We start from the raw sequence: 17,361 nt of genomic DNA, 5'->3' as shown, positions 1-17,361 counted from the left end.
GCAGTGCAAGTTCGGCCCTGCGGCGTGGCGCCCGTAGAATCGAGGGATGCCCGTGTATGTCGATCACGCGGCGACCACGCCGATCTCGGCGCCTGCGCTCGCCGCACTCACCCGCGAACTCAGCCGGAGCGGGAATCCGTCCTCCCTCCACGGCTCGGGCCGTCGTGCCAGGAGGTCCGTCGAGGAGGCCCGGGAGACGATCGCCGCGGCCGGAGGGGCGCACGCCTCGGAGGTCGTCTTCACCTCGGGCGGCACCGAGGCGGACAACCTGGCCGTCAAGGGCCTGTACTGGGCGCGCCGGGCCGAGGATCCGGCCCGCACGCGGATCCTCTGCAGCTCCGTGGAGCACCACGCGGTGCAGGACACCGTGGAGTGGCTCGAGCGGCACGAGGGCGCCGAGGTCCTCTGGCTGCCCGTGGACGCGTCCGGCGTCGTGTCCCTCGACGCGCTGCGGGCCGCGATCGCCGACGCACCGGAGCGCATCGCGCTCGTGACCGTCATGTGGGCCAACAACGAGGTGGGGACGGTGCAGCCGGTACGCGCCGTGGTGGAGGAGGCCGCCCGCTACGGCGTGCCCGTCCACAGCGACGCCGTGCAGGCCTTCGGCTCCCTCCCGGTGTCCTTCCGGGATTCCGGGCTCGCGACCATGGCGATCAGCGCCCACAAGATCGGCGGTCCCGTGGGCGTCGGCGCCCTCCTCGTGGGCCGCGCCGTCACACTCACCCCCGTGCAGCACGGCGGCGGGCAGGAGCGCGACATCCGCTCGGGCACCCTCGACGGCGCGGGGATCGCGGCCTTCGCCGCGGCGGCCGACGACGCCGTCGCCCGCCTCGGCGCCGAGGGACCCCGGCTCGCCGGTCTCCGGGATCGCCTCATCGAGGGAATCCTCCGCGAGGTGCCGGACGCGGTGCTGCGCGGGGTCGCACACCCCGCCCCGGAGGGCGCACGGCTGCCCGGCAACGTCCACTTCACCTTCCCGGGCTGCGAGGGTGACTCCCTCCTGTTCCTCCTCGACCTCGCGGGGATCGAGTCCTCCACCGGCTCCGCCTGCACCGCCGGCGTGCCGCGGCCCTCGCACGTCCTGCTCGCCATGGGCCTGACGGAGGACGAGGCCCGCGGCGCCCAGCGGTTCAGCCTGGGGCATACATCCACGGCCGACGACGTTGACGCCGTGGTGCGCGTCATCGGGGAGGCCTACTCCCGGGCGCGCGCGGCGGGCATGGCGGGGCACGCATCGACCATCAAGACGGCAGGAACGGGTTTCTCATGAGGGTACTGGCAGCGATGAGCGGCGGCGTCGACTCCGCGGTGGCGGCGGCGCGGGCCGTCGAGGCGGGGCACGACGTCGTCGGCGTCCATCTGGCCCTGTCCCGTATGCCCGGGACGCTGCGGACCGGCAGCCGCGGCTGCTGCACCATCGAGGACTCCCGCGACGCCTGGCGTGCGTGCGACATCCTCGGGATCCCCTACTACGTGTGGGACTTCTCCGAGCGGTTCAAGGAGGACGTCGTGGACGACTTCGTCGCCGAGTACGCGGCGGGGCGTACCCCCAACCCCTGCATGCGCTGCAACGAGCGCATCAAGTTCGCCGCGCTGCTCGAGAAGGCGCTCGCTCTCGGTTTCGACGCCGTCTGCACGGGCCACTACGCGAAGGTCGTCGAGGACGCCGACGGCAACCCAGAGCTGCACCGTGCGGCCGACTGGGCGAAGGACCAGTCCTACGTGCTCGGCGTGCTGACCCACGAGCAGCTCCGGCACTCCATGTTCCCGCTCGCCGAGACGCCGTCGAAGGCCGAGGTCCGCGCCGAGGCCGAGCGGCGTGGCCTCTCGGTCGCGAACAAGCCCGACAGCCACGACATCTGCTTCATCCCCGACGGCGACACCCGCGGCTGGCTCGAGGAGCGCATCGACATGACCGAGGGCGCCATCCTCGACGTCGACGGCGAGCGGATCGGCAGCCACCCCGGCGCCAACGCCTTCACGGTCGGCCAGCGGCGCGGCCTGAAGCTCGGCACCCCCGCCGCGGACGGCAAGCCGCGCTTCGTCCTGGAGATCCGCCCCAAGCAGAACGAGGTGGTGGTGGGACCCGAGCACCTGCTCGCGATCGACGAGATGCGCGGCATCAAGGTGTCCTGGGCGGGCCTGCCCATCGCCGAGGTGGCACGCGGCGAGGAGTTCGCCTGCATGGCCCAGGTGAGGGCCCACGGCGATCCCGTGGCGGCACGCGCCTCGGTCGAGTCCGTCGACGGGGTCCAGCAGCTCCTGGTGCGGCTGGTCGAACCCATGCGCGGTGTGGCTCCCGGCCAGACCGTGGTGCTGTACCAGGGCACGCGCGTGCTCGGGCAGGCGACCATCGATGCGGCGCGCTCGGCGCTGCGCCCCGAACTGGCTGCGGCAGGCTAGTCGCAGTTCACGGGGCGCACCCGGGTTCTGCTTGACTGGAGTCATGACGCATCCCCGCAGCGGCTTCGACCCTGCCGCCAGTTCCCTCGCAGGAGGCGTGGCCCCCGAGGTGATGGCCGAACTGCTCTCGGTCAGGAGCTCGATCGACAACATCGACGCCACCCTCGTCTACCTGCTCGCCGAACGCTTCAAGGCGACGCAGCGGGTGGGACACCTGAAGGCCGAGCACGACCTCCCCGCCGGAGACCCGCAGCGTGAGGCGGCACAGATCGCCCGGCTGCGCATGCTGGCGGAGGAGGCGCAGCTGGATCCTGCCTTCGCGGAGAAGTTCCTGAACTTCATCATCTCCGAGGTGATCCGCCACCACCAGGCGATCTCCGAGAACCGCCGGCCCGCAGGCGACGCGGGCACCGGCACTCCCGGCCCTGACGTCCCGGCATCGGCGCCCGCCGGCGCGGAGACCCGCGAGCCCCATGCCTGACGAGGCACGCGACGGATCCGTCGCTGCGACGGCCGCCGGCGACTGGCCGGGCACCGACCCCCTCGAGGCCAACCGCGCGGTGCGCGGCGAGTTCGGGGGAGCGAACATACCCTTCCTGCCCTCACTGCCCGCCCGTGGCCCCGGCAGCGACGCCGTCGGACGCACGCTCGGTGTCCTCGTCGAGCTGCCCTTCGACCTGCAGCCGCACGGTTGGCGCCTGGTGCCTCGGCCCGGCCGGGACCAGCGCCGCGCGGAATCGGCCCTGTCCTCCGACATCAGCGCACTCGGGGACGTCGCCGGTGCGGAGGAGCGTCCCGCGTCGCACCTCAAGCTGCACCTGCGTGGGCCGCTGTCCCTCGCGGCGGGCGCCCACCTCCATGGCGGCGAGCGCGTCCTGATCGACCACGGTGCCCGCCGGGAGATCTACGAGTCGCTGGCGGCGGGGACCGCGAACCTCGTCCGCCGCGTGGTGGCCGTGGCCCGGGGAGCGCAGATCCTGCTCCAGCTCGACGAGCCGGACGCCGAGGACGTCCTCACCGGGCGCGTGCCGACCGCGAGCGGCTACCGCACCCTCCGCGCCGTCGACCGGCGTGAGGCCACGGAGGCGTGGGATCTCGTGACGTCGTCGGCGATAGCCGCGGGGGCCACCGGCACGGTGCTGGCACCCGGCCGCGGGGACGTGGCCCTCGACGCCGCCCGGGCGGTCGCCGCGTCGGCGCTGTCCCTGGATCTTGCCGGTCTCGGCGACCGCCAGTGGGAGGCGCTCGCCGAGGACGTCGAGGCGGGACGGCAGCTCTTCCTCGCGGTCCTCGAGCCCCGGGCAGTCCTTCCCCAGGTGAGGGTCCTCGCCGAATCGGTGCTCGCCGCATGGCGGCGCGTGGGCCTGCCCGTGACGGAGCTCGGATCGGTGACGGTGACGACGCGGGCCGGGCTGGAATCCCGCTCGCCGGGCGATGCCGTGCGGGCACTCACGCGCCTGGCGCAGGTCGCCGACGCACTGGACCAGGTCCGGTCCGAGGGCTGAGCGGGACTCTCCGGCCGGCTCGCCCCGATCAGACGCGCGCCTCCCAGCGCCGCGGGAGCGCATGGGCGGGCAGGATGCCGTCGAACTCCTCGACGTGGTAGTCGAAGGTGCCCGCATACACCAGCAGGGTGCCGAGCTGACGGTGGATCACATTCGTCGAGATCCGGAACGCGCCGGCGTCGTCGTCCCACCACTGTTCCACGTACGCCAGGGCGCCGACGACGTCCGGCAGGGGCAGGCGGAGCCCGGCGAACACCCGGGTCCGGGAGGACACCATGCGGAGGTGGCCGTCGTCCGTCGGGGTGCAGGTCAGGAGGGTGGCCATGCGCCGGTGCCGTCCCACGTAGTCGGTCAGGACGCCGTCCTGCAGGGACGTGGTGTCCTCGAAGACGCGCAGCGCGCTGCCGAAGTCGAGCTCCCGGCGCGCGGTCAGGGCGGGACGGCCGAACGGGTCCATGTGCGGATAGTTGCTGATCGTGAACGGGACGTCGTCGCGGTACTCGGGGAAGAACGCGTTCTCGAGCGCCGTGAGGCGGAACGCCGGCCGGGCGAACCATGCCGGACAGCCGGCGACGTCGAAGACCCCGCGCCCGTGGCCCGCGAGGCCGCTCCCGGCGTGCAGTCCGAAGTACTCGCGCAGCTCCGGCTGCAGGCGGCCGAAGTCGCTGCCCATGGCCTGCTGATAGATCGAGGTCATACCGTCCACTCCCGTCGCTCGGACAACCAGTCAACCACGATGCCGGCGGTGAACCGGTTGTGGGCCCGCAGCCGGGGGCTGGTCGGCACGTCGGCAGCGAGGCCGCTGACCACCAGGCGGCCAGCACCGCCAGCCAGCTGTCGATGGCCTCGGCCGGGACACCGGCGGACAGCGGGGACGCACCGATCCAGGCATCGGCGTCCAGCCCGTCATGGTGCAGGTAGGGCAGCAGCGCCACCCAGTCGGCCCACGCCGGGCCCCTGGTGAGGAAGTTCCAGTCACACACCAGTGCACGGCCCGACGACCGCTCGAGGATGATGTTGTCCGGGCGGAGGTCGTTGTGGACCATCGCCGACTGGTCAGCAGCGACGGCGCCGGCTGGCGGTGGAGGAGTAGTCGAATCCCGTCACAGCCGCCCGGCCGCCTTGAGCCTGATGTAGGCGTCGGCCAGCAGCGGAGGCAGCTCCGCGGGGACCGCGTCCACGACCTCCGCACCGAGCAGGCGGATCTGGTCGGCGATCGCCGCGCGGTCCAGCAGGGCGCGCTCGGCGGCCGCGGCACGGAACGTCGCCGCCGCCGTCGAGCGGTCGGCCGTCATCTCCTCGAGCCGCGGATCACGGACCGAGGCCACCACCACGGCGTGGCGCCCGGTGAGGCCAGGCAGGGCCGGCAGCAGGCCCTCCTCGACGGCGCCGGAGTCGAGTGAGGTCAGCAGGACCACGAGGGCGCGGTGGGGCGAGGCGGCCCGCACCTGCGCGGGGACGCGCGACCAGTCGGCTTCGATGAGTTCCGGCTCCAGCGGGGCGATCGCCGCCACGAGCGAGCCGAGGAGATTGCCCTTCGCGGTGGAATCGACGCGCGCCCGCAGCCTGCGGTCGAACGCGAGGAAGTGCACCTTGTCGCCGCCGCGTTCGGCGAGGACCGAGAGCAGCAGCGCCGCCTCGATGCCGGTGTCCAGGCGCGGCTCGTCGAGGACGCGCGCCGCGGACGTGCGTGAGGTGTCGAGCACGACGACCACACGCCGGTCGCGTTCCGGGCGCCAGGTGCGTACCACGGTGTCGCGGCGGCGCGCTGTCGCACGCCAGTCGATGGAGCGGACGTCGTCGCCCCGGACGTAGTCGCGCAGGGAGTCGAACTCGGTGCCGGCGCCCCGGATCTGGACCGCCGACCGGCCGTCGAGTTCGCGGAGGCGGCGTAGTTTGGACGGCAGGTGGCGCTTGGAGTTGAACGGCGGCAGCACACGGAGCACCCCCGGAGCCGGGACGGTGACCTGCCGGGCTGCGACGCCGAGCGGCCCGGCGCTGCGGATGGTGACCGTCCCCACGCGCAGGACGCCGCGGCGCGTGGGACGCAGGAGGACCGTCAGCCGGCGCGACTCGCCGGGCGGTACCCGCAGGGCCTGCTCCGGATCGGCGGCGCCCGCGGAGGGCTGCCACGCCTCGCGCACCGTGGCCCGCAGCGGGCGCGGGGTGTCGTTGCGCAGCACCAGGGCGCTGCGGCACTCCTCGCCCAGCCGCACGCTGTCGGGCAGCGTACGGACCATCCCCACCCGCCGCGGGGAGGCGGCGAGGGACAGGTCGAGTGCCGTCACGGCGGCGAGCAGCGCGGCCCACAGCAGGATCGAGGCGGCGCCCGGGTACAGGACGACGGGCACGACGCCGAGCAGCGCCAGCAGGACCAGGCGGCCGGTGATCACCAAGGAGGCTCCTCGTGGAGACGGACGGGCAGACGGGGCGAGGTGGTCCCGGCAGGGAGCACCCGGCCCGCTAGCGGGGGACGGGGACGGTGGTGAGGATGCCGACCAGTACGTCGTCGACCTGCACGCCGTCCATCTGCGCTTCGGGCCGCAACGCCACGCGGTGCCGGAGGGCCGGGAGGGTGAGGGCCTTGACGTCGTCGGGCGTCACGAAGGACCGGCCCGAGAGCCACGCCCAGGCGCGGGAGGTGTTCAGCAGGGCGGTGGCGCCGCGGGGCGACACGCCGAGCTGGAACGACGGCGAGGACCGCGTGGCCCGCACGAGGTCCACGATGTAGGCGAGCACCTCTGGTGCGACGGCGACGCGTGCCACCGCGGCCCGCGCCCGGTCGATGTCCTCGGCCCCGGCGACCGCGCGGACGCCGGCGGCACCGAGGTTGCGCGGGTCGAAACCGACGCTGTGGCGGCGGATCACCTCGATTTCGTCGTCGCGCCCCGGGAGCGGCAGCGTGAGCTTGAGCAGGAAGCGGTCCAGCTGCGCCTCGGGTAGGGGGTAGGTGCCCTCGTACTCCACCGGGTTCTGCGTGGCCGCCACGACGAACGGGCGCGGCAGGCTGCGCGAGACGCCGTCGACGGAGACCTGCCGTTCCTCCATCGCCTCGAGCAGCGAGGCCTGCGTCTTCGGCGGCGTGCGGTTGATCTCGTCGGCGAGCAGGATGTTGGTGAAGACCGGCCCCTCGCGGAAGGTGAACTCGGAGGTCCTGGAATCGTAGATCAGCGAGCCCGTGATGTCGCCGGGCATGAGGTCGGGCGTGAACTGCACGCGCTTGGTGTCGAGGTCCAGGGCCGCGGCGAGGGTGCGTACGAGCAGGGTCTTCGCGACGCCCGGGACGCCCTCGAGCAGGACGTGCCCGTCGGCCAGGAGTCCGATGAGCAGGCCGGTCACGGCCGCGTCCTGGCCCACGATGGACTTGCCCACCTCGGCGCGGACCCGCAGGAGCGCGGCCCGCGCGGCCTCGCCGTCGTGGTCCGCCCCCGGCTGCCCGGCCTGCGCCGTCCGATCCTCGACACGGGTGGCCGGCGAGGCGCCGGCGGGCGATGCGGCCGGGGGCACCTGCAGGGGTCGGTCCTGCCGGTCGACGGAATCGTTCATGAGGGAATCTCCTTCTCGAGGTCCAGGAGCTCCTGTGCCCACAGCACGAGCTCGCGAGGGGTGGTAGGGGTGTGGTCGAGCAGCCGCTGCTGGAGCTCCGTCCGGGTGCGACCGCTGTGGCGGGACATGGCCTCGAGGACGTCCACGGGGGAGGCCGAGCGGTCCACCCTGAGCCGCCGGGCCATGCGGGAGAGCGTAGCGGCGCGCAGGTTCGCGGCGGCGTGCGCCACCGAGCGGGAGTCCTGGTAGAGCCTCGCCCGCCCTTCCGCCGTCTCGGCCGCGCGGACGACCACGGGCAGCGGCTCGGCCGCCAGCGGACCCAGCCGCCTGCCCCGCCACACCATCGCGAGGATCGTGCATGCGAGCAGCCAGACCAGCAGGGGATCCACCCAGGGCGGCAGGAGGGTCCTCGGATCGATCCCCTCGCCGCTCGAGACGATGTCAGCACCGGTCGGCTCGTACCAGACGAGCGTCGGGGCGGATCCGAGCGCCCGCAGGGCGAGGGCCGCGTTGCCGTCGTCGGTGACGGAGCCGTTGGAGAGGATCGATGGCGCGCCGAGCACGGCCACCGCGCCGTCCTCGCTCGTGACGAACAGGCCGCCCGTCGCGTCACCGACCGTCGTGGGGAAGCATTCCACGGCGCCGGAATACGCCGTCCCGGTCGCGGAGAGCGTGCCGGCGGCTGTCGCGTCGGTGTCGGGGCATTCCGCGGCGAGCGGCGGGGGATCGCCGAGGTCGAGGGGCAGCGGGCCCAGTACTTCGAAGTCCTCCTCGAGGGCGGTCAGCTGCCGGGGGCCCGGCGCCGCCAGGACCGCCCGGTCGGCGGCGTCGACCAGGTCCGCCACCTGCGTGGCGCTGAGGTACTGGCGCGCGTCGTTCAGGAACAGCGTGGCCGGCCCGTCGCCCAGCTCCTCGACGGCGTCGTCGAACGAGTCGGCACGCACCACCTCGACACCCTCGGCGGCGAGCACTTCCGCCACGGCCCGCGCGCCCTGCGGTGCCGGGTTCCCGGGGGACAACGGGCGGTCGTCGGTCTCCTGCCCCGGCAGGAGGTTGACCAGGATGATCACCGCGATGACGACGGCGGCCAGTATCAGGGGGACGGATCGCCGGATGCGCGAGCGGGCGGTCGCCAGCACGCTCCCGCCATCGCCCATGACCTCGACCCGCGACGCCGGCTGCGGCCCCGGAGCCTCCGTGCCGGGAGTCCTTCCGCGGGACGTCATCGGGGGGCTGCGGGCGTCGTGGCGGTCCCGGCCGCGGAGGGCCGCTCGGCCGTCAGGCGCCCATCGAGGCTCGACGCGCGCCGGTAGTCCTCGCCCGTGGCGGCACCGCTGCCGTAATGGGTCTCGTTGAAGCGGTCGGCGAGCCAGGTGATGTCGGAGGACAGGGAGGGGAACGCGCCTCCGAGCTGAAGGGCGGCCTCCGTCGCCGTCCTGCCGGGCTGCTCCTCGATGACCACGCGCTCCTCCGCGGACTGGATCACAGCACGCAGCACCTCCGCCACGGCGCCGTTCCAGTCCCCGTCGGTGGCGAGCGCCGAGGCACGGCTCCGGTGGAAGGCGGCCGAGCGCCGCACGCCGTCGTCGAAGACCCCCGCCTCCGGGCGGCGGCCACGCGCGTTGAGGCGCGGCCTGACGAGCAGCACGGCCACGACGACGACGAGCGCGGCGCCCACCGCGAGGACGAGCGTCCCCGGGCCCGCACCCAGCCCCCTCATCCCGTCCAGGAGGTCGACGATGCTGCGCAGGAGGTCGCCCAGGATGCGCTCGACGATGTTGGGCTGCGCCTCCACGTAGGCGGACTTCGCGAGTTCGTCCTGGAGCAGGCGGCGGGCCTCCTCCGCGTCCGGTGCGGGCAGCATGCGCGGTCCGGGCGTCACGGGCGGTCGTCGCACGGGCGCACCACAAGCGGACCGGGTATCACGCGGGTCCGCCCGGCTGGTACCCGAAGGACGCGGTCCGGCCGGGGAGGAAGTCGTTCGGACCCGCTGCGGCCCGCTCGTGCTCACGCATCAGGACGACGTCGAAGCCCTCGCGGCGAATGCGGAGGTCCACGTACAGGAGGGAGGTCACCCCGGCCTGGAAGGCGTAACCGATGGCCGAGAACAGTGCAGCGATGGCCTGCGAGGCGAGGATCACGGGAAGCGAGTCCAGGACGTCGGCCGTCCCGGACGCGGAGGCGCTGAAACCGACCACCGTGGACACGGCGAACGTGAGCGGGAAGGAGACGACGGAGCCGATGATCGACACGATGACGCTCGTCAGCAGGACGATGCCGAACGTGCGCCACCAGTTCCCGCGGGTCAGCGACCAGGACCGTTTGACGGACGACCACGGCCCGGTTCCCTCGAGCATGAGGGTCGCGGGTGCCACGACGATCTTCATGCTCGCCCAGACCAGTGCCACCACCGCGCCGATCACGAGCGGCACGACCACCAGGGGCGAGTAGCTGTCCAGCCCCAGGACGGCCAGCGCCGACAGCGCGACCACCAGGGCGAGACCCAGGAGCCCTGCCGCGAAGGTGAGGAGGCCGAACCCGATCAGCGGGAGGAGGCGGCCCCGGGCGATCCGCCACGCCTGGCCGAACGACGTCCCCTGGTTGATGACGGCCCGGGCGGTGGGAATCACGAGGATGCCCTGCAGGACGAGCAGGGCTGCCGCGGACACCACGCTCGTCACCGCGGCGAACACGCTGAACCCGGCGAGGGCCCCGATGAAGTTGTCCATCGATCCGCTATCGGCCTCGAGCGCCGCCAGCGACGAGAAGGCGTTCCCGAGCAGGAGGACGGTCACCAGCGCGACGACGGCCTGCAGGAGGACAGCGGTGCCGAACGTGGCCAGCGGGTTCTTCCGGCAGGCCTGGAACGCGCCGTCGAGGATCTCTCCCAGCCCCAGGGGTCGCAGCGGGATGACGCCCGGCTTGGGCGGTGCCTGGTACAGGGGTGCCGGAGGGAAGGGTCGGCCGCCGTACGGGCCTCCCGGCCGCGCCGGTCCCTGCTGCGGATGGGCGGAGCCCCAGCCCTGGCCCGGAGGCGCCCCCGGTGGAGGGAACGTACCCGGGTAGCCGGGCCCGTAGCCGTTCTGCGCGGGAGGGGTCGGCTGCGCCCACGGGTTCGGTATCGCGGGGGTGCCGGACGGCGCCTGCGCCGCGTAGGGGCTGCCGGGGGCGGCCTGCGGTGTCGGGGGCTGCCACGGCCGCCCTCCCGGGGCGCCGGTCCCGGTGGCAGGGACGCCGGGCGCCTGCCAGGGGGCGCCTGACCCGCCCTCGCCCTGCCGTTCACCCTGGCCATCCGGCCGGCTGGCGGACGGCCCGTCGTTCGGCTGCCCGTTCACCTGATCGCTCATGGCGTCCCCTCGGTCGATACTCCCGGGAGGCGTACGATCAGCATCCCCTCCAGCATCATAGGCCGGGCTCTGCCCTTCCCGGCTGTGCGCCCTGCCGGCCCGCCCGGGCGCCGCACGGTGGGGCTGATGGGACATTGTGCCGTCGATGGGACAGTATTGGGGTATGAAGGCTCGCATACTGGTCATCGACGACGACGAGGCCCTGTCCGAGATGATCGGCATCGTCCTCCGCAACGACGGGTTCGACCCCGTCTTCTGCGCCGACGGCTCCGCCGCACTCGGCGTGTTCCGCTCGACCCAGCCGGATCTCGTGCTGCTGGACCTGATGCTCCCCGGCATCGACGGCATCGAGGTGTGCCGCCAGATCCGCGCGGAGTCGGACCTCCCCATCGTGATGCTGACCGCGAAGTCGGACACGTCCGACGTCGTCCGCGGTCTGGAGTCCGGTGCCGACGACTACGTGCCCAAGCCCTTCAAGCCCGCCGAACTGGTGGCGCGCGTGCGCGCCCGGCTGCGTCCGGCCGAGTCGAAGGCCCCCGAGACCCTGCGGATCGGCGACGTCGGCATCGACGTGGCCGGCCACGAGGTGACGCGTGCGGGCCAGCGTGTCTCGCTCACGCCGCTCGAGTTCGACCTGCTGGTCGCCCTCGCCCGGAAGCCGTGGCAGGTGTTCACCCGTGAGCTGCTCCTCGAACAGGTGTGGGGCTACCGCCATGCCGCCGATACCCGGCTCGTCAACGTCCACGTGCAGCGGCTGCGCTCGAAGATCGAGCGTGACCCCGAGGCCCCCGAGATCGTCCTGACGGTGCGTGGTGTCGGCTACAAGGCCGGACAGGGCTGACACGGAGGGGGCGGACGGCCGCGCTCCCGAGGCCGACGACGCTCCCGTCCACGAGCAGCTCACGATGACCGATCCCGATCCCGGACGCGGGTCCGGCCTCCCCTCCGGCCCGCCCGACCGGGTGGGCGCCGTCGACGCCACTGGTCCGCGGTCCGCGGCCGCTCGGCTGAGGGGCGGTGCATCCCGGGTGCGCGTCCTGCTGCGTGCCATCGCGAGCAGCTGGCGCCGATCGCTGCAGTTCCGGACCGTCGTCGCGACGATGCTGCTCACCTCCGTGTCCTTCGTGGCCGTCGGGGGATTCCTGTCCAACCAGATCGCGAGCGCGCTCTACGAGGAGCGTTTCGACCAGTTCAGCGCGGAGGCCAGCTCCGCCCTGACGTCCACCAAGGCCGTTTTCAGGGACTCCTCGGCGACGGACCGGAACACTACGAGCCGGCTGGTGCTCGACTCCGTCAACGCCATCGTCGGCAGCAAGACGAACGCGCCACGGCAGGCCATGCTGGTGCCCATCGCCGGCGGCGAGGACCTGTTCGTCCCCACCACGGTGAGCCAGGACGGGGCGACGGCGGGCATGCTGCCGGATGACCTGCAGCGGGCCGTGACCGGGGGGCAGGACGTCTACTGGGCGCCGATCACCATCCCGGTGACGCAGGACGGTGAGCCGGACGCCCCGGGACTGGTCTTCGGGACGCAGGTGCAGTTGCCTCCGGAGCGCACTCCCTACGCCCTGTACGTGTACTACGACCTCTCCTCGATGCAGTCCACGCTCGAGGACATCCACGGTGTCCTGTGGCTGGTGGGCGTGGTGCTGCTGCTCGTCATCGGCGCGATCACCTGGTACGTCACCCGCAGCGTCGTGCTGCCGGTCGGTTACGCGGCGTCGGTGTCGGAGAAGCTCGCCTCCGGGCAGCTGCAGGAACGCATGGAGGTCACCGGGGAGGACGAGGTGGCCCGTCTCGGTGCTTCGTTCAACCGCATGGCGGCGAGCCTGCAGGACCAGATCACGCAGCTCGCGCAGCTGTCGCAGATGCAGCAGCGCTTCGTCTCCGACGTCTCGCACGAGCTCCGGACGCCCCTGACCACGGTGCGCATGGCGGCCGAGGTCCTGCACGATGCCCGCGAGGACTTCAACCCGGTGAACAAGCGGTCGGCGGAGATCCTCTTCGATCAGGTGGAGCGCTTCCAGGCGCTGCTCGCCGACCTGCTCGAGATCTCGAGGTTCGACGCCGGTGCGGCGACCCTCGAAGCGGAGTCGGCGGACATCGTCCAGCTCGTCCAGCACGCCATCGACGGCGCGCGGCCGCTCGCCGAGCGGCTGGACACCGATCTGCGCATCGTGTCCTCCGAGTCCAGCTGCATCGTCGACGCCGATGGTCGCCGCATCGACAGGATCCTCCGCAACCTGATCGTCAACGCGCTCGAGCACGGCGAGGGGAGGCCGGTGGAGGTCCACATCGCCTGCAGCCCCGACGCCGTGGCGGTCGCCGTGCGCGACCACGGGATCGGGATGACGCCGCTGGAGGCCTCGCGCGTCTTCGACCGCTTCTGGCGGGCCGACCCGGCACGAGCCCGGACCACGGGAGGCAGCGGGCTCGGGCTCTCCATCGCCATGGAGGACGCCCGGCTGCACGGGGCATGGCTCGAGGCCTGGGGGATGCCGGGCTCGGGGGCGTGCTTCCGCCTGACGCTTCCGCGGCGCCAGGGGACCGTGCTGACGTCGTCGCCCCTGGCGCTGCCGCCGGCGACGGGCTCGCACCGTGCAGTCCAGGCAGCCCGGGAGCCGTCGACCGAGCCGCCCGGGGAGGACGCCCGCCGGGAGGCACGGGATGCAGGGTACGAGGCGAGCGGCGACGCCGGGAGCTCAGCGAGGGAGAGCAATGCGACGCAGTAGCACGACGCCACGCGGCGGGACCGTCCGACGCCGCACTGCACGCAGGCTGCCCACGGCCCTCGTCGCCGCGGTGCTGGTGGCCTGCTTCCTGGCCCTCACGGCCTGCTCCGCCATCCCGACCAGGGGTCCCGTGGGCGTGATCCCGGCAGCGGAGGCCGAGACCGACGCCGTCGCGCCGGCCTTCGATCCGGAGGGTCCGTCCGCGGGAGCCACTCCCGAGCGGATCCTGCTCGACTTCATCATCGCCGGGACCGGGGCCGGCGACGGCTACAGCGTGGCTCGCCAGTTCCTGACCACGGAGCTGGCGAAGACGTGGAAGCCCGAGGAGCGGATCGTCCTCTTCCGGTCCGACCCGCGGGTGGAGAAGCGGGAGACGGAGGGGATCTACCAGATCCAGCTGGAGACCACGGGCATCGTCGATTCGCGGGGGCTGCGGACCAACAGCGCGGTTCCCGCCTCCGAGACGCTGGGCGTGCGGATGGTGCAGGAGGCGGGCGAGTGGAGGATCGACGAGATCCCCGACGGCATCATGCTGGCGCAGAGCAGTGCGCAGGACCTCCTGATCTCGCACAACCTCTACTACTACAGCAGCAACTACCGCTACTGGGTGCCCGATGCGCGCTGGTTCGTCCGGCGGACCGGGGTGACCGCCAGGATCGTCAGTGCCATGCTGGCGGGTCCGGCACCCTACCTCCAGGGCGCGGTGACCAGCGCCTTCCCGGAAGGGGTCACGCTGGCCCGCGACTCCGTACCCATCACGTCGGGGAACGCCTCCGTCGAGTTCTCGGCCGAGGTCCTGGAGAACGCCACGAGTCTCGGCCTGCAGCAGATGAACCAGCAGCTGCAGGTCAACCTGCTCGGCCTGAACGACGTCACCTCCGTGGAGATGACGAGCGGCCAGCCCATCGAGCTCGGTGCCCCGGCCCAAGACCTCGTGGTGCCCGAGCTGACGCCCGATGTGGGAGGGGACCAGGTGGCCGTCGCCGGAGGTGAGCTGGTCCGACTCCGCAACGGCGCCACCGTGTCCATCGAGGGCGTGCCGAGCGTCGCCGCGCTGGGGCCGAGGAAACCGGCGGCCTCGCTCTCGGGTAGTGCCTACGCCTTCCTGAACGCGGACGCCGGCGCACTCTACATGACCGCGCCCGGGAGTGAGGCCCGGGAGATCGTGAAGGGCAGCGCGCTGAGCCGGCCCTCCTTCGACCCGGAGAACTGGGTGTGGACCAGCAGGGACGCCGGAGGGCGCAGCGAGATCCTCGCCGTCCCGCCGGGCGGGACGGAGGCGGAGGCGGCAGTCCTGGAGGCGGGCTGGCTCGGCGACCGCCGGGTGGAGGAGCTGCGCGTCTCGCGGGACGGCTCGCGCGCGCTGATCGTGGCCGACCGCAGCGGGACCAGCGAGCTGCTGCTGGCCGGGATCAGGCGGACCACGGAGGGCACGCCGCAGGCGCTCACGACCCCGCTCACCCTTCCCGTGGACGCCTCCGTCGACACCGCGGTGTGGGCAGGCCAGAGCATGATCGCCGTCTCCTCCCTCGGCGCCGACGAGGAGGCCGCCCCGGTGATCCTGCAGCTGGACGGCGACCAGGAGAACATGGCCGATCTTCCCGGCGTCCTCGGCATCAGCGCGGGGTCCGACGCGGAGGACACGCTCTACGCCCAGGCCGGCGCGACGCTCTACCGGCGCATCGGCAACAGCTGGGTGGACGAGGAGCTCGACGTCCGGGACCCCGCCTTCCCCGGCTAGGGATGTCCACATACCCGCCACCCGACGGCGGGTCGGCGATCCGGCACGATGCGATGGCTGCATGCGTCTCACCGCTCTCGCACCCCTTCTCGACGGCGTGGTATTCGGCCGGGCCTATCGGCGCCTCGCCGGGGCCCTCTGCGCCTTCGCCGCACTCCTGCTGCCCTCCTCGTGCGTGGTCTGCGGCCGGTGGGACACCTCCCTCTGCCCGGACTGCCTCGGGAGGTTCCGCACCGCGACGGTGCGGCCGTACCGCGCTGAAGCCGGCGCGGAGTCGCTGCCGGACGTCGATCTCCCCGCAGGTCCCGCCGAGCGTCCGGGTGCGGCGTTCGGTCCGCTGCCCGTCCTCGCCGCGGGGCGGTACGGGCGCACGGAAGCCGCGGTGCTGCTGGCCTTCAAGAACCACGGTCACGTCGACGTACTGGCACCCGTCGCCGCGGCCCTGGGCGGAGCGCTCCACGCCGCCGTGTCCGAGTTCAGGGCGGCACAACCGTCTCCGGTGCCTGTCCTGTCGCCGCCCGTCCGGTCGCCGCCTGTCCTGCTGGTGCCCGTCCCTACGCGGGCGTCGTCCCGGCGTCGGCGGGGCTACGACCCCCTGATGCTGCTCCTCTCACGCCTGGACCGCGGCGGGCGGTTGCCCGTGGGTACCGTGCTCGCGCCCGCGGTGCGGCACCTTCCGGTGATCACCCGGTTGCGGGGAGCCCTCGCGCGGGGCGGGCTGCCCGCACTGCTCCGGACGGCCCTGCCGGCGGTGCTGACCGGCGTCCGGGGAGGCCAGAAGGGCCTCGGCCGCCGGCGCCGGCGGACCAACGTGATGGACTCCATGGGCGCTGTCGGACGCACGCGGGGCGCCCTGGCCGGCAGGGAGTGCATCGTCGTCGACGACGTCCTCACCACGGGTGCGACGATCGGCGAGGTGCACCGCGTCCTCACCGCACAGGGGGCGCGGGTACTCGGCGCCGTCGTCGTCGCGGCCACGTCCCCGCCCGCAGGAGGCGGTTCCGGGCGTGCGGCGGATGCACCGTGCGCCCCGCCGTCGGGTCCTGGCCGTCGTTCCGCAGGCGTGCCCCACCGAGCGGGCCCCACGCCACCGCAAGTTCCGGAGCGCGGCTGGGTGAATAAAGGGCAGGGGTGAACTACGGTGAAGGGACGGGTACCGGGCAGGTATCGGTACCCGTCGGTGGCGGCTCTGCTCCATGCCTCGGCCGTCGCCGCGTCATCTAGCGATGTGGAGGGCACCATGGAATTTGTGATCAATGGCCGAAACCTGGCGATATCCGACCGTTTCCGTGAGTATGCGACGGAGAAGATCGACAAGATAGAGCAGCTCGGCGACAAGGTGCAGCGCATCGACGCGAAGATCACCAAGGAGCCCAGCGCGCGCGCGGCCGAGACCTCGCTCACGGTCGAGCTGACCGTCCTCTGCAGGGGCCCCGTCGTCCGGGCCGAGGCCACCGCGGCCGACAAGTTCGCAGCCTTCGACCTCGCCTACGGGAAGCTCCTCGAGCGCCTGCGCCGTGCCCGTGACCGGCGGAAGGTCCACCATGGCCGCCACACCCCCGTGGCCGTCCGGGTTGCCACGGCCGATCTCGAGCCGGCCGATCCCGCCCAGCCCCTCTACCTCGAGACACCGGTGATCGAACCGACCGTCGATGCCACGGCGGCCGAAGCCCCGGTCCAGCCGGAGGACACCGACGCCTACTCCTCCCCGGACGACGTCCCGGCGGGTGACTCGCCCGTGCTGATCCGCCGGAAGGTCTTCTCCGGGGTCCCGATGACCGTGGACGACGCCGTCGACAACATGGAGCTCGTGGGCCACGACTTCTACCTCTTCGTCGACGCCGCCACGGGCGCGCCCTCGGCGGTCTACCGGCGCCAGGGGTGGACCTACGGCGTCATCACCCTCGACTCGAAGTGCGCCGAGGGGACCGAGGAGCCGCACGAGGAACTCCTGGCCTACCGCGCCAACGCAGCAGCGTCCGTCTAGACGCCCACTGCCCGGGAGCGCCACCGCGTCTCCCGAACCGATCGAGGACTGTCTCCCCCCCCACGCGCGGAGGCGGTCCCCTTTCAGAGAGCCCTTCTAA

General features: G+C 72.8%; 15 protein-coding genes. 9 read left to right on the top strand and 6 right to left on the bottom strand.

Annotated elements, in window-relative coordinates:
* Positions 1 to 46 precede the first annotated feature (46 nt).
* The 4 genes from ACX80N_RS17380 to ACX80N_RS17365 are packed head-to-tail and all read left to right on the top strand — an operon-like array spanning position 47 to position 3,908.
* Positions 47 to 1,270: a cysteine desulfurase family protein gene (locus ACX80N_RS17380; protein ID WP_459340403.1), complete on the top strand. Its 1,224-nt coding sequence runs from the start codon at positions 47 to 49 to the stop codon at positions 1,268 to 1,270.
* Positions 1,267 to 2,403 carry a tRNA 2-thiouridine(34) synthase MnmA gene (gene mnmA / locus ACX80N_RS17375; protein ID WP_459340402.1) on the top strand — a complete coding sequence of 379 codons (1,137 nt, stop codon included), beginning with the start codon at positions 1,267 to 1,269 and terminating at the stop codon, positions 2,401 to 2,403. Before ACX80N_RS17380 ends, mnmA begins: the two co-directional genes overlap by 4 nt.
* A gap of 43 nt (positions 2,404 to 2,446) precedes the next feature.
* Positions 2,447 to 2,884 carry a chorismate mutase gene (locus ACX80N_RS17370; protein WP_240615208.1) on the top strand — a complete coding sequence of 146 codons (438 nt, stop codon included), beginning with the start codon at positions 2,447 to 2,449 and terminating at the stop codon, positions 2,882 to 2,884.
* On the top strand, positions 2,877 to 3,908 hold the full coding sequence (locus ACX80N_RS17365) for a uroporphyrinogen decarboxylase/cobalamine-independent methonine synthase family protein (RefSeq protein WP_459340401.1): 1,032 nt from the start codon (positions 2,877 to 2,879) through the stop codon (positions 3,906 to 3,908). The genes ACX80N_RS17370 and ACX80N_RS17365 overlap by 8 nt, the downstream gene beginning before the upstream one ends.
* A 28-nt stretch (positions 3,909 to 3,936) precedes the next feature.
* On the opposite strand, the gene ACX80N_RS17360 is transcribed toward ACX80N_RS17365, so the two are convergent.
* From ACX80N_RS17360 to ACX80N_RS17335, 6 genes are all read right to left on the bottom strand, one after another.
* Positions 3,937 to 4,605: a DUF4166 domain-containing protein gene (locus ACX80N_RS17360; RefSeq protein ID WP_459340400.1), complete on the bottom strand. Its 669-nt coding sequence runs from the start codon at positions 4,603 to 4,605 to the stop codon at positions 3,937 to 3,939.
* Between the two features lie 406 nt (positions 4,606 to 5,011).
* Entirely contained in the window at positions 5,012 to 6,304 is a 1,293-nt protein-coding gene (locus tag ACX80N_RS17355; RefSeq protein ID WP_459340399.1) for a DUF58 domain-containing protein, read from the bottom strand.
* Positions 6,305 to 6,371: 67 nt separating this feature from the next.
* Positions 6,372 to 7,454 carry an AAA family ATPase gene (locus ACX80N_RS17350; RefSeq protein ID WP_105032708.1) on the bottom strand — a complete coding sequence of 361 codons (1,083 nt, stop codon included), beginning with the start codon at positions 7,452 to 7,454 and terminating at the stop codon, positions 6,372 to 6,374.
* Complete coding sequence (locus ACX80N_RS17345; protein WP_459340398.1) at positions 7,451 to 8,593, bottom strand: DUF4350 domain-containing protein; 1,143 nt, start codon at positions 8,591 to 8,593, stop codon at positions 7,451 to 7,453. The genes ACX80N_RS17350 and ACX80N_RS17345 overlap by 4 nt, the downstream gene beginning before the upstream one ends.
* 83 nt (positions 8,594 to 8,676) lie before the next feature.
* Positions 8,677 to 9,318, bottom strand: a complete 642-nt coding sequence (locus ACX80N_RS17340; protein ID WP_459340397.1) for a DUF4129 domain-containing protein — start codon at positions 9,316 to 9,318, stop codon at positions 8,677 to 8,679.
* Positions 9,319 to 9,376: 58 nt separating this feature from the next.
* Positions 9,377 to 10,801, bottom strand: a complete 1,425-nt coding sequence (locus ACX80N_RS17335) for a hypothetical protein (protein WP_459340396.1) — start codon at positions 10,799 to 10,801, stop codon at positions 9,377 to 9,379.
* Positions 10,802 to 10,964: 163 nt separating this feature from the next.
* On the opposite strand from ACX80N_RS17335, the gene mtrA reads away from it, so the two are divergent.
* From mtrA to hpf, 5 genes are all read left to right on the top strand, one after another.
* The gene (gene mtrA / locus ACX80N_RS17330; RefSeq protein ID WP_105030151.1) at positions 10,965 to 11,642 is read left to right on the top strand and encodes an MtrAB system response regulator MtrA; all 678 of its coding nucleotides are present in this window, start codon (positions 10,965 to 10,967) and stop codon (positions 11,640 to 11,642) included.
* Complete coding sequence (gene mtrB / locus ACX80N_RS17325; protein WP_459340395.1) at positions 11,614 to 13,533, top strand: MtrAB system histidine kinase MtrB; 1,920 nt, start codon at positions 11,614 to 11,616, stop codon at positions 13,531 to 13,533. The genes mtrA and mtrB overlap by 29 nt, the downstream gene beginning before the upstream one ends.
* Positions 13,520 to 15,274 (top strand): LpqB family beta-propeller domain-containing protein, encoded by a 1,755-nt coding sequence (locus ACX80N_RS17320; RefSeq protein ID WP_459340394.1) that lies wholly within the window; start codon positions 13,520 to 13,522, stop codon positions 15,272 to 15,274. Before mtrB ends, ACX80N_RS17320 begins: the two co-directional genes overlap by 14 nt.
* A 61-nt stretch (positions 15,275 to 15,335) precedes the next feature.
* Entirely contained in the window at positions 15,336 to 16,409 is a 1,074-nt protein-coding gene (locus ACX80N_RS17315; protein ID WP_459340393.1) for a ComF family protein, read from the top strand.
* A gap of 105 nt (positions 16,410 to 16,514) precedes the next feature.
* Positions 16,515 to 17,261, top strand: a complete 747-nt coding sequence (gene hpf, locus ACX80N_RS17310; protein ID WP_105030147.1) for a ribosome hibernation-promoting factor, HPF/YfiA family — start codon at positions 16,515 to 16,517, stop codon at positions 17,259 to 17,261.
* The last annotated feature ends 100 nt before the right edge of the window (positions 17,262 to 17,361 follow it).

The organism is Arthrobacter sp. MDT2-16, from assembly GCF_054510925.1.
Note: the sequence above shows the minus strand (reverse complement) of the source record. Positions and strands in the feature narration are given on the sequence as shown.

Bases quoted from the DNA above. Each gene is read 5' to 3' on its own strand.
- ACX80N_RS17380 (WP_459340403.1), top strand. From the start codon at position 47: ATGCCCGTGTATGTCGATCACGCGGCGACCACGCCGATCTCGGCGCCT.
- mnmA (WP_459340402.1), top strand. From the start codon at position 1,267: ATGAGGGTACTGGCAGCGATGAGCGGCGGCGTCGACTCCGCGGTGGCG.
- ACX80N_RS17370 (WP_240615208.1), top strand. From the start codon at position 2,447: ATGACGCATCCCCGCAGCGGCTTCGACCCTGCCGCCAGTTCCCTCGCA.
- ACX80N_RS17365 (WP_459340401.1), top strand. From the start codon at position 2,877: ATGCCTGACGAGGCACGCGACGGATCCGTCGCTGCGACGGCCGCCGGC.
- ACX80N_RS17360 (WP_459340400.1), bottom strand. From the start codon at position 4,605: ATGACCTCGATCTATCAGCAGGCCATGGGCAGCGACTTCGGCCGCCTG.
- ACX80N_RS17350 (WP_105032708.1), bottom strand. From the start codon at position 7,454: ATGAACGATTCCGTCGACCGGCAGGACCGACCCCTGCAGGTGCCCCCG.
- ACX80N_RS17340 (WP_459340397.1), bottom strand. From the start codon at position 9,318: ATGCTGCCCGCACCGGACGCGGAGGAGGCCCGCCGCCTGCTCCAGGAC.
- ACX80N_RS17335 (WP_459340396.1), bottom strand. From the start codon at position 10,801: ATGAGCGATCAGGTGAACGGGCAGCCGAACGACGGGCCGTCCGCCAGC.
- mtrA (WP_105030151.1), top strand. From the start codon at position 10,965: ATGAAGGCTCGCATACTGGTCATCGACGACGACGAGGCCCTGTCCGAG.
- ACX80N_RS17320 (WP_459340394.1), top strand. From the start codon at position 13,520: ATGCGACGCAGTAGCACGACGCCACGCGGCGGGACCGTCCGACGCCGC.
- ACX80N_RS17315 (WP_459340393.1), top strand. From the start codon at position 15,336: ATGCGTCTCACCGCTCTCGCACCCCTTCTCGACGGCGTGGTATTCGGC.
- hpf (WP_105030147.1), top strand. From the start codon at position 16,515: ATGGAATTTGTGATCAATGGCCGAAACCTGGCGATATCCGACCGTTTC.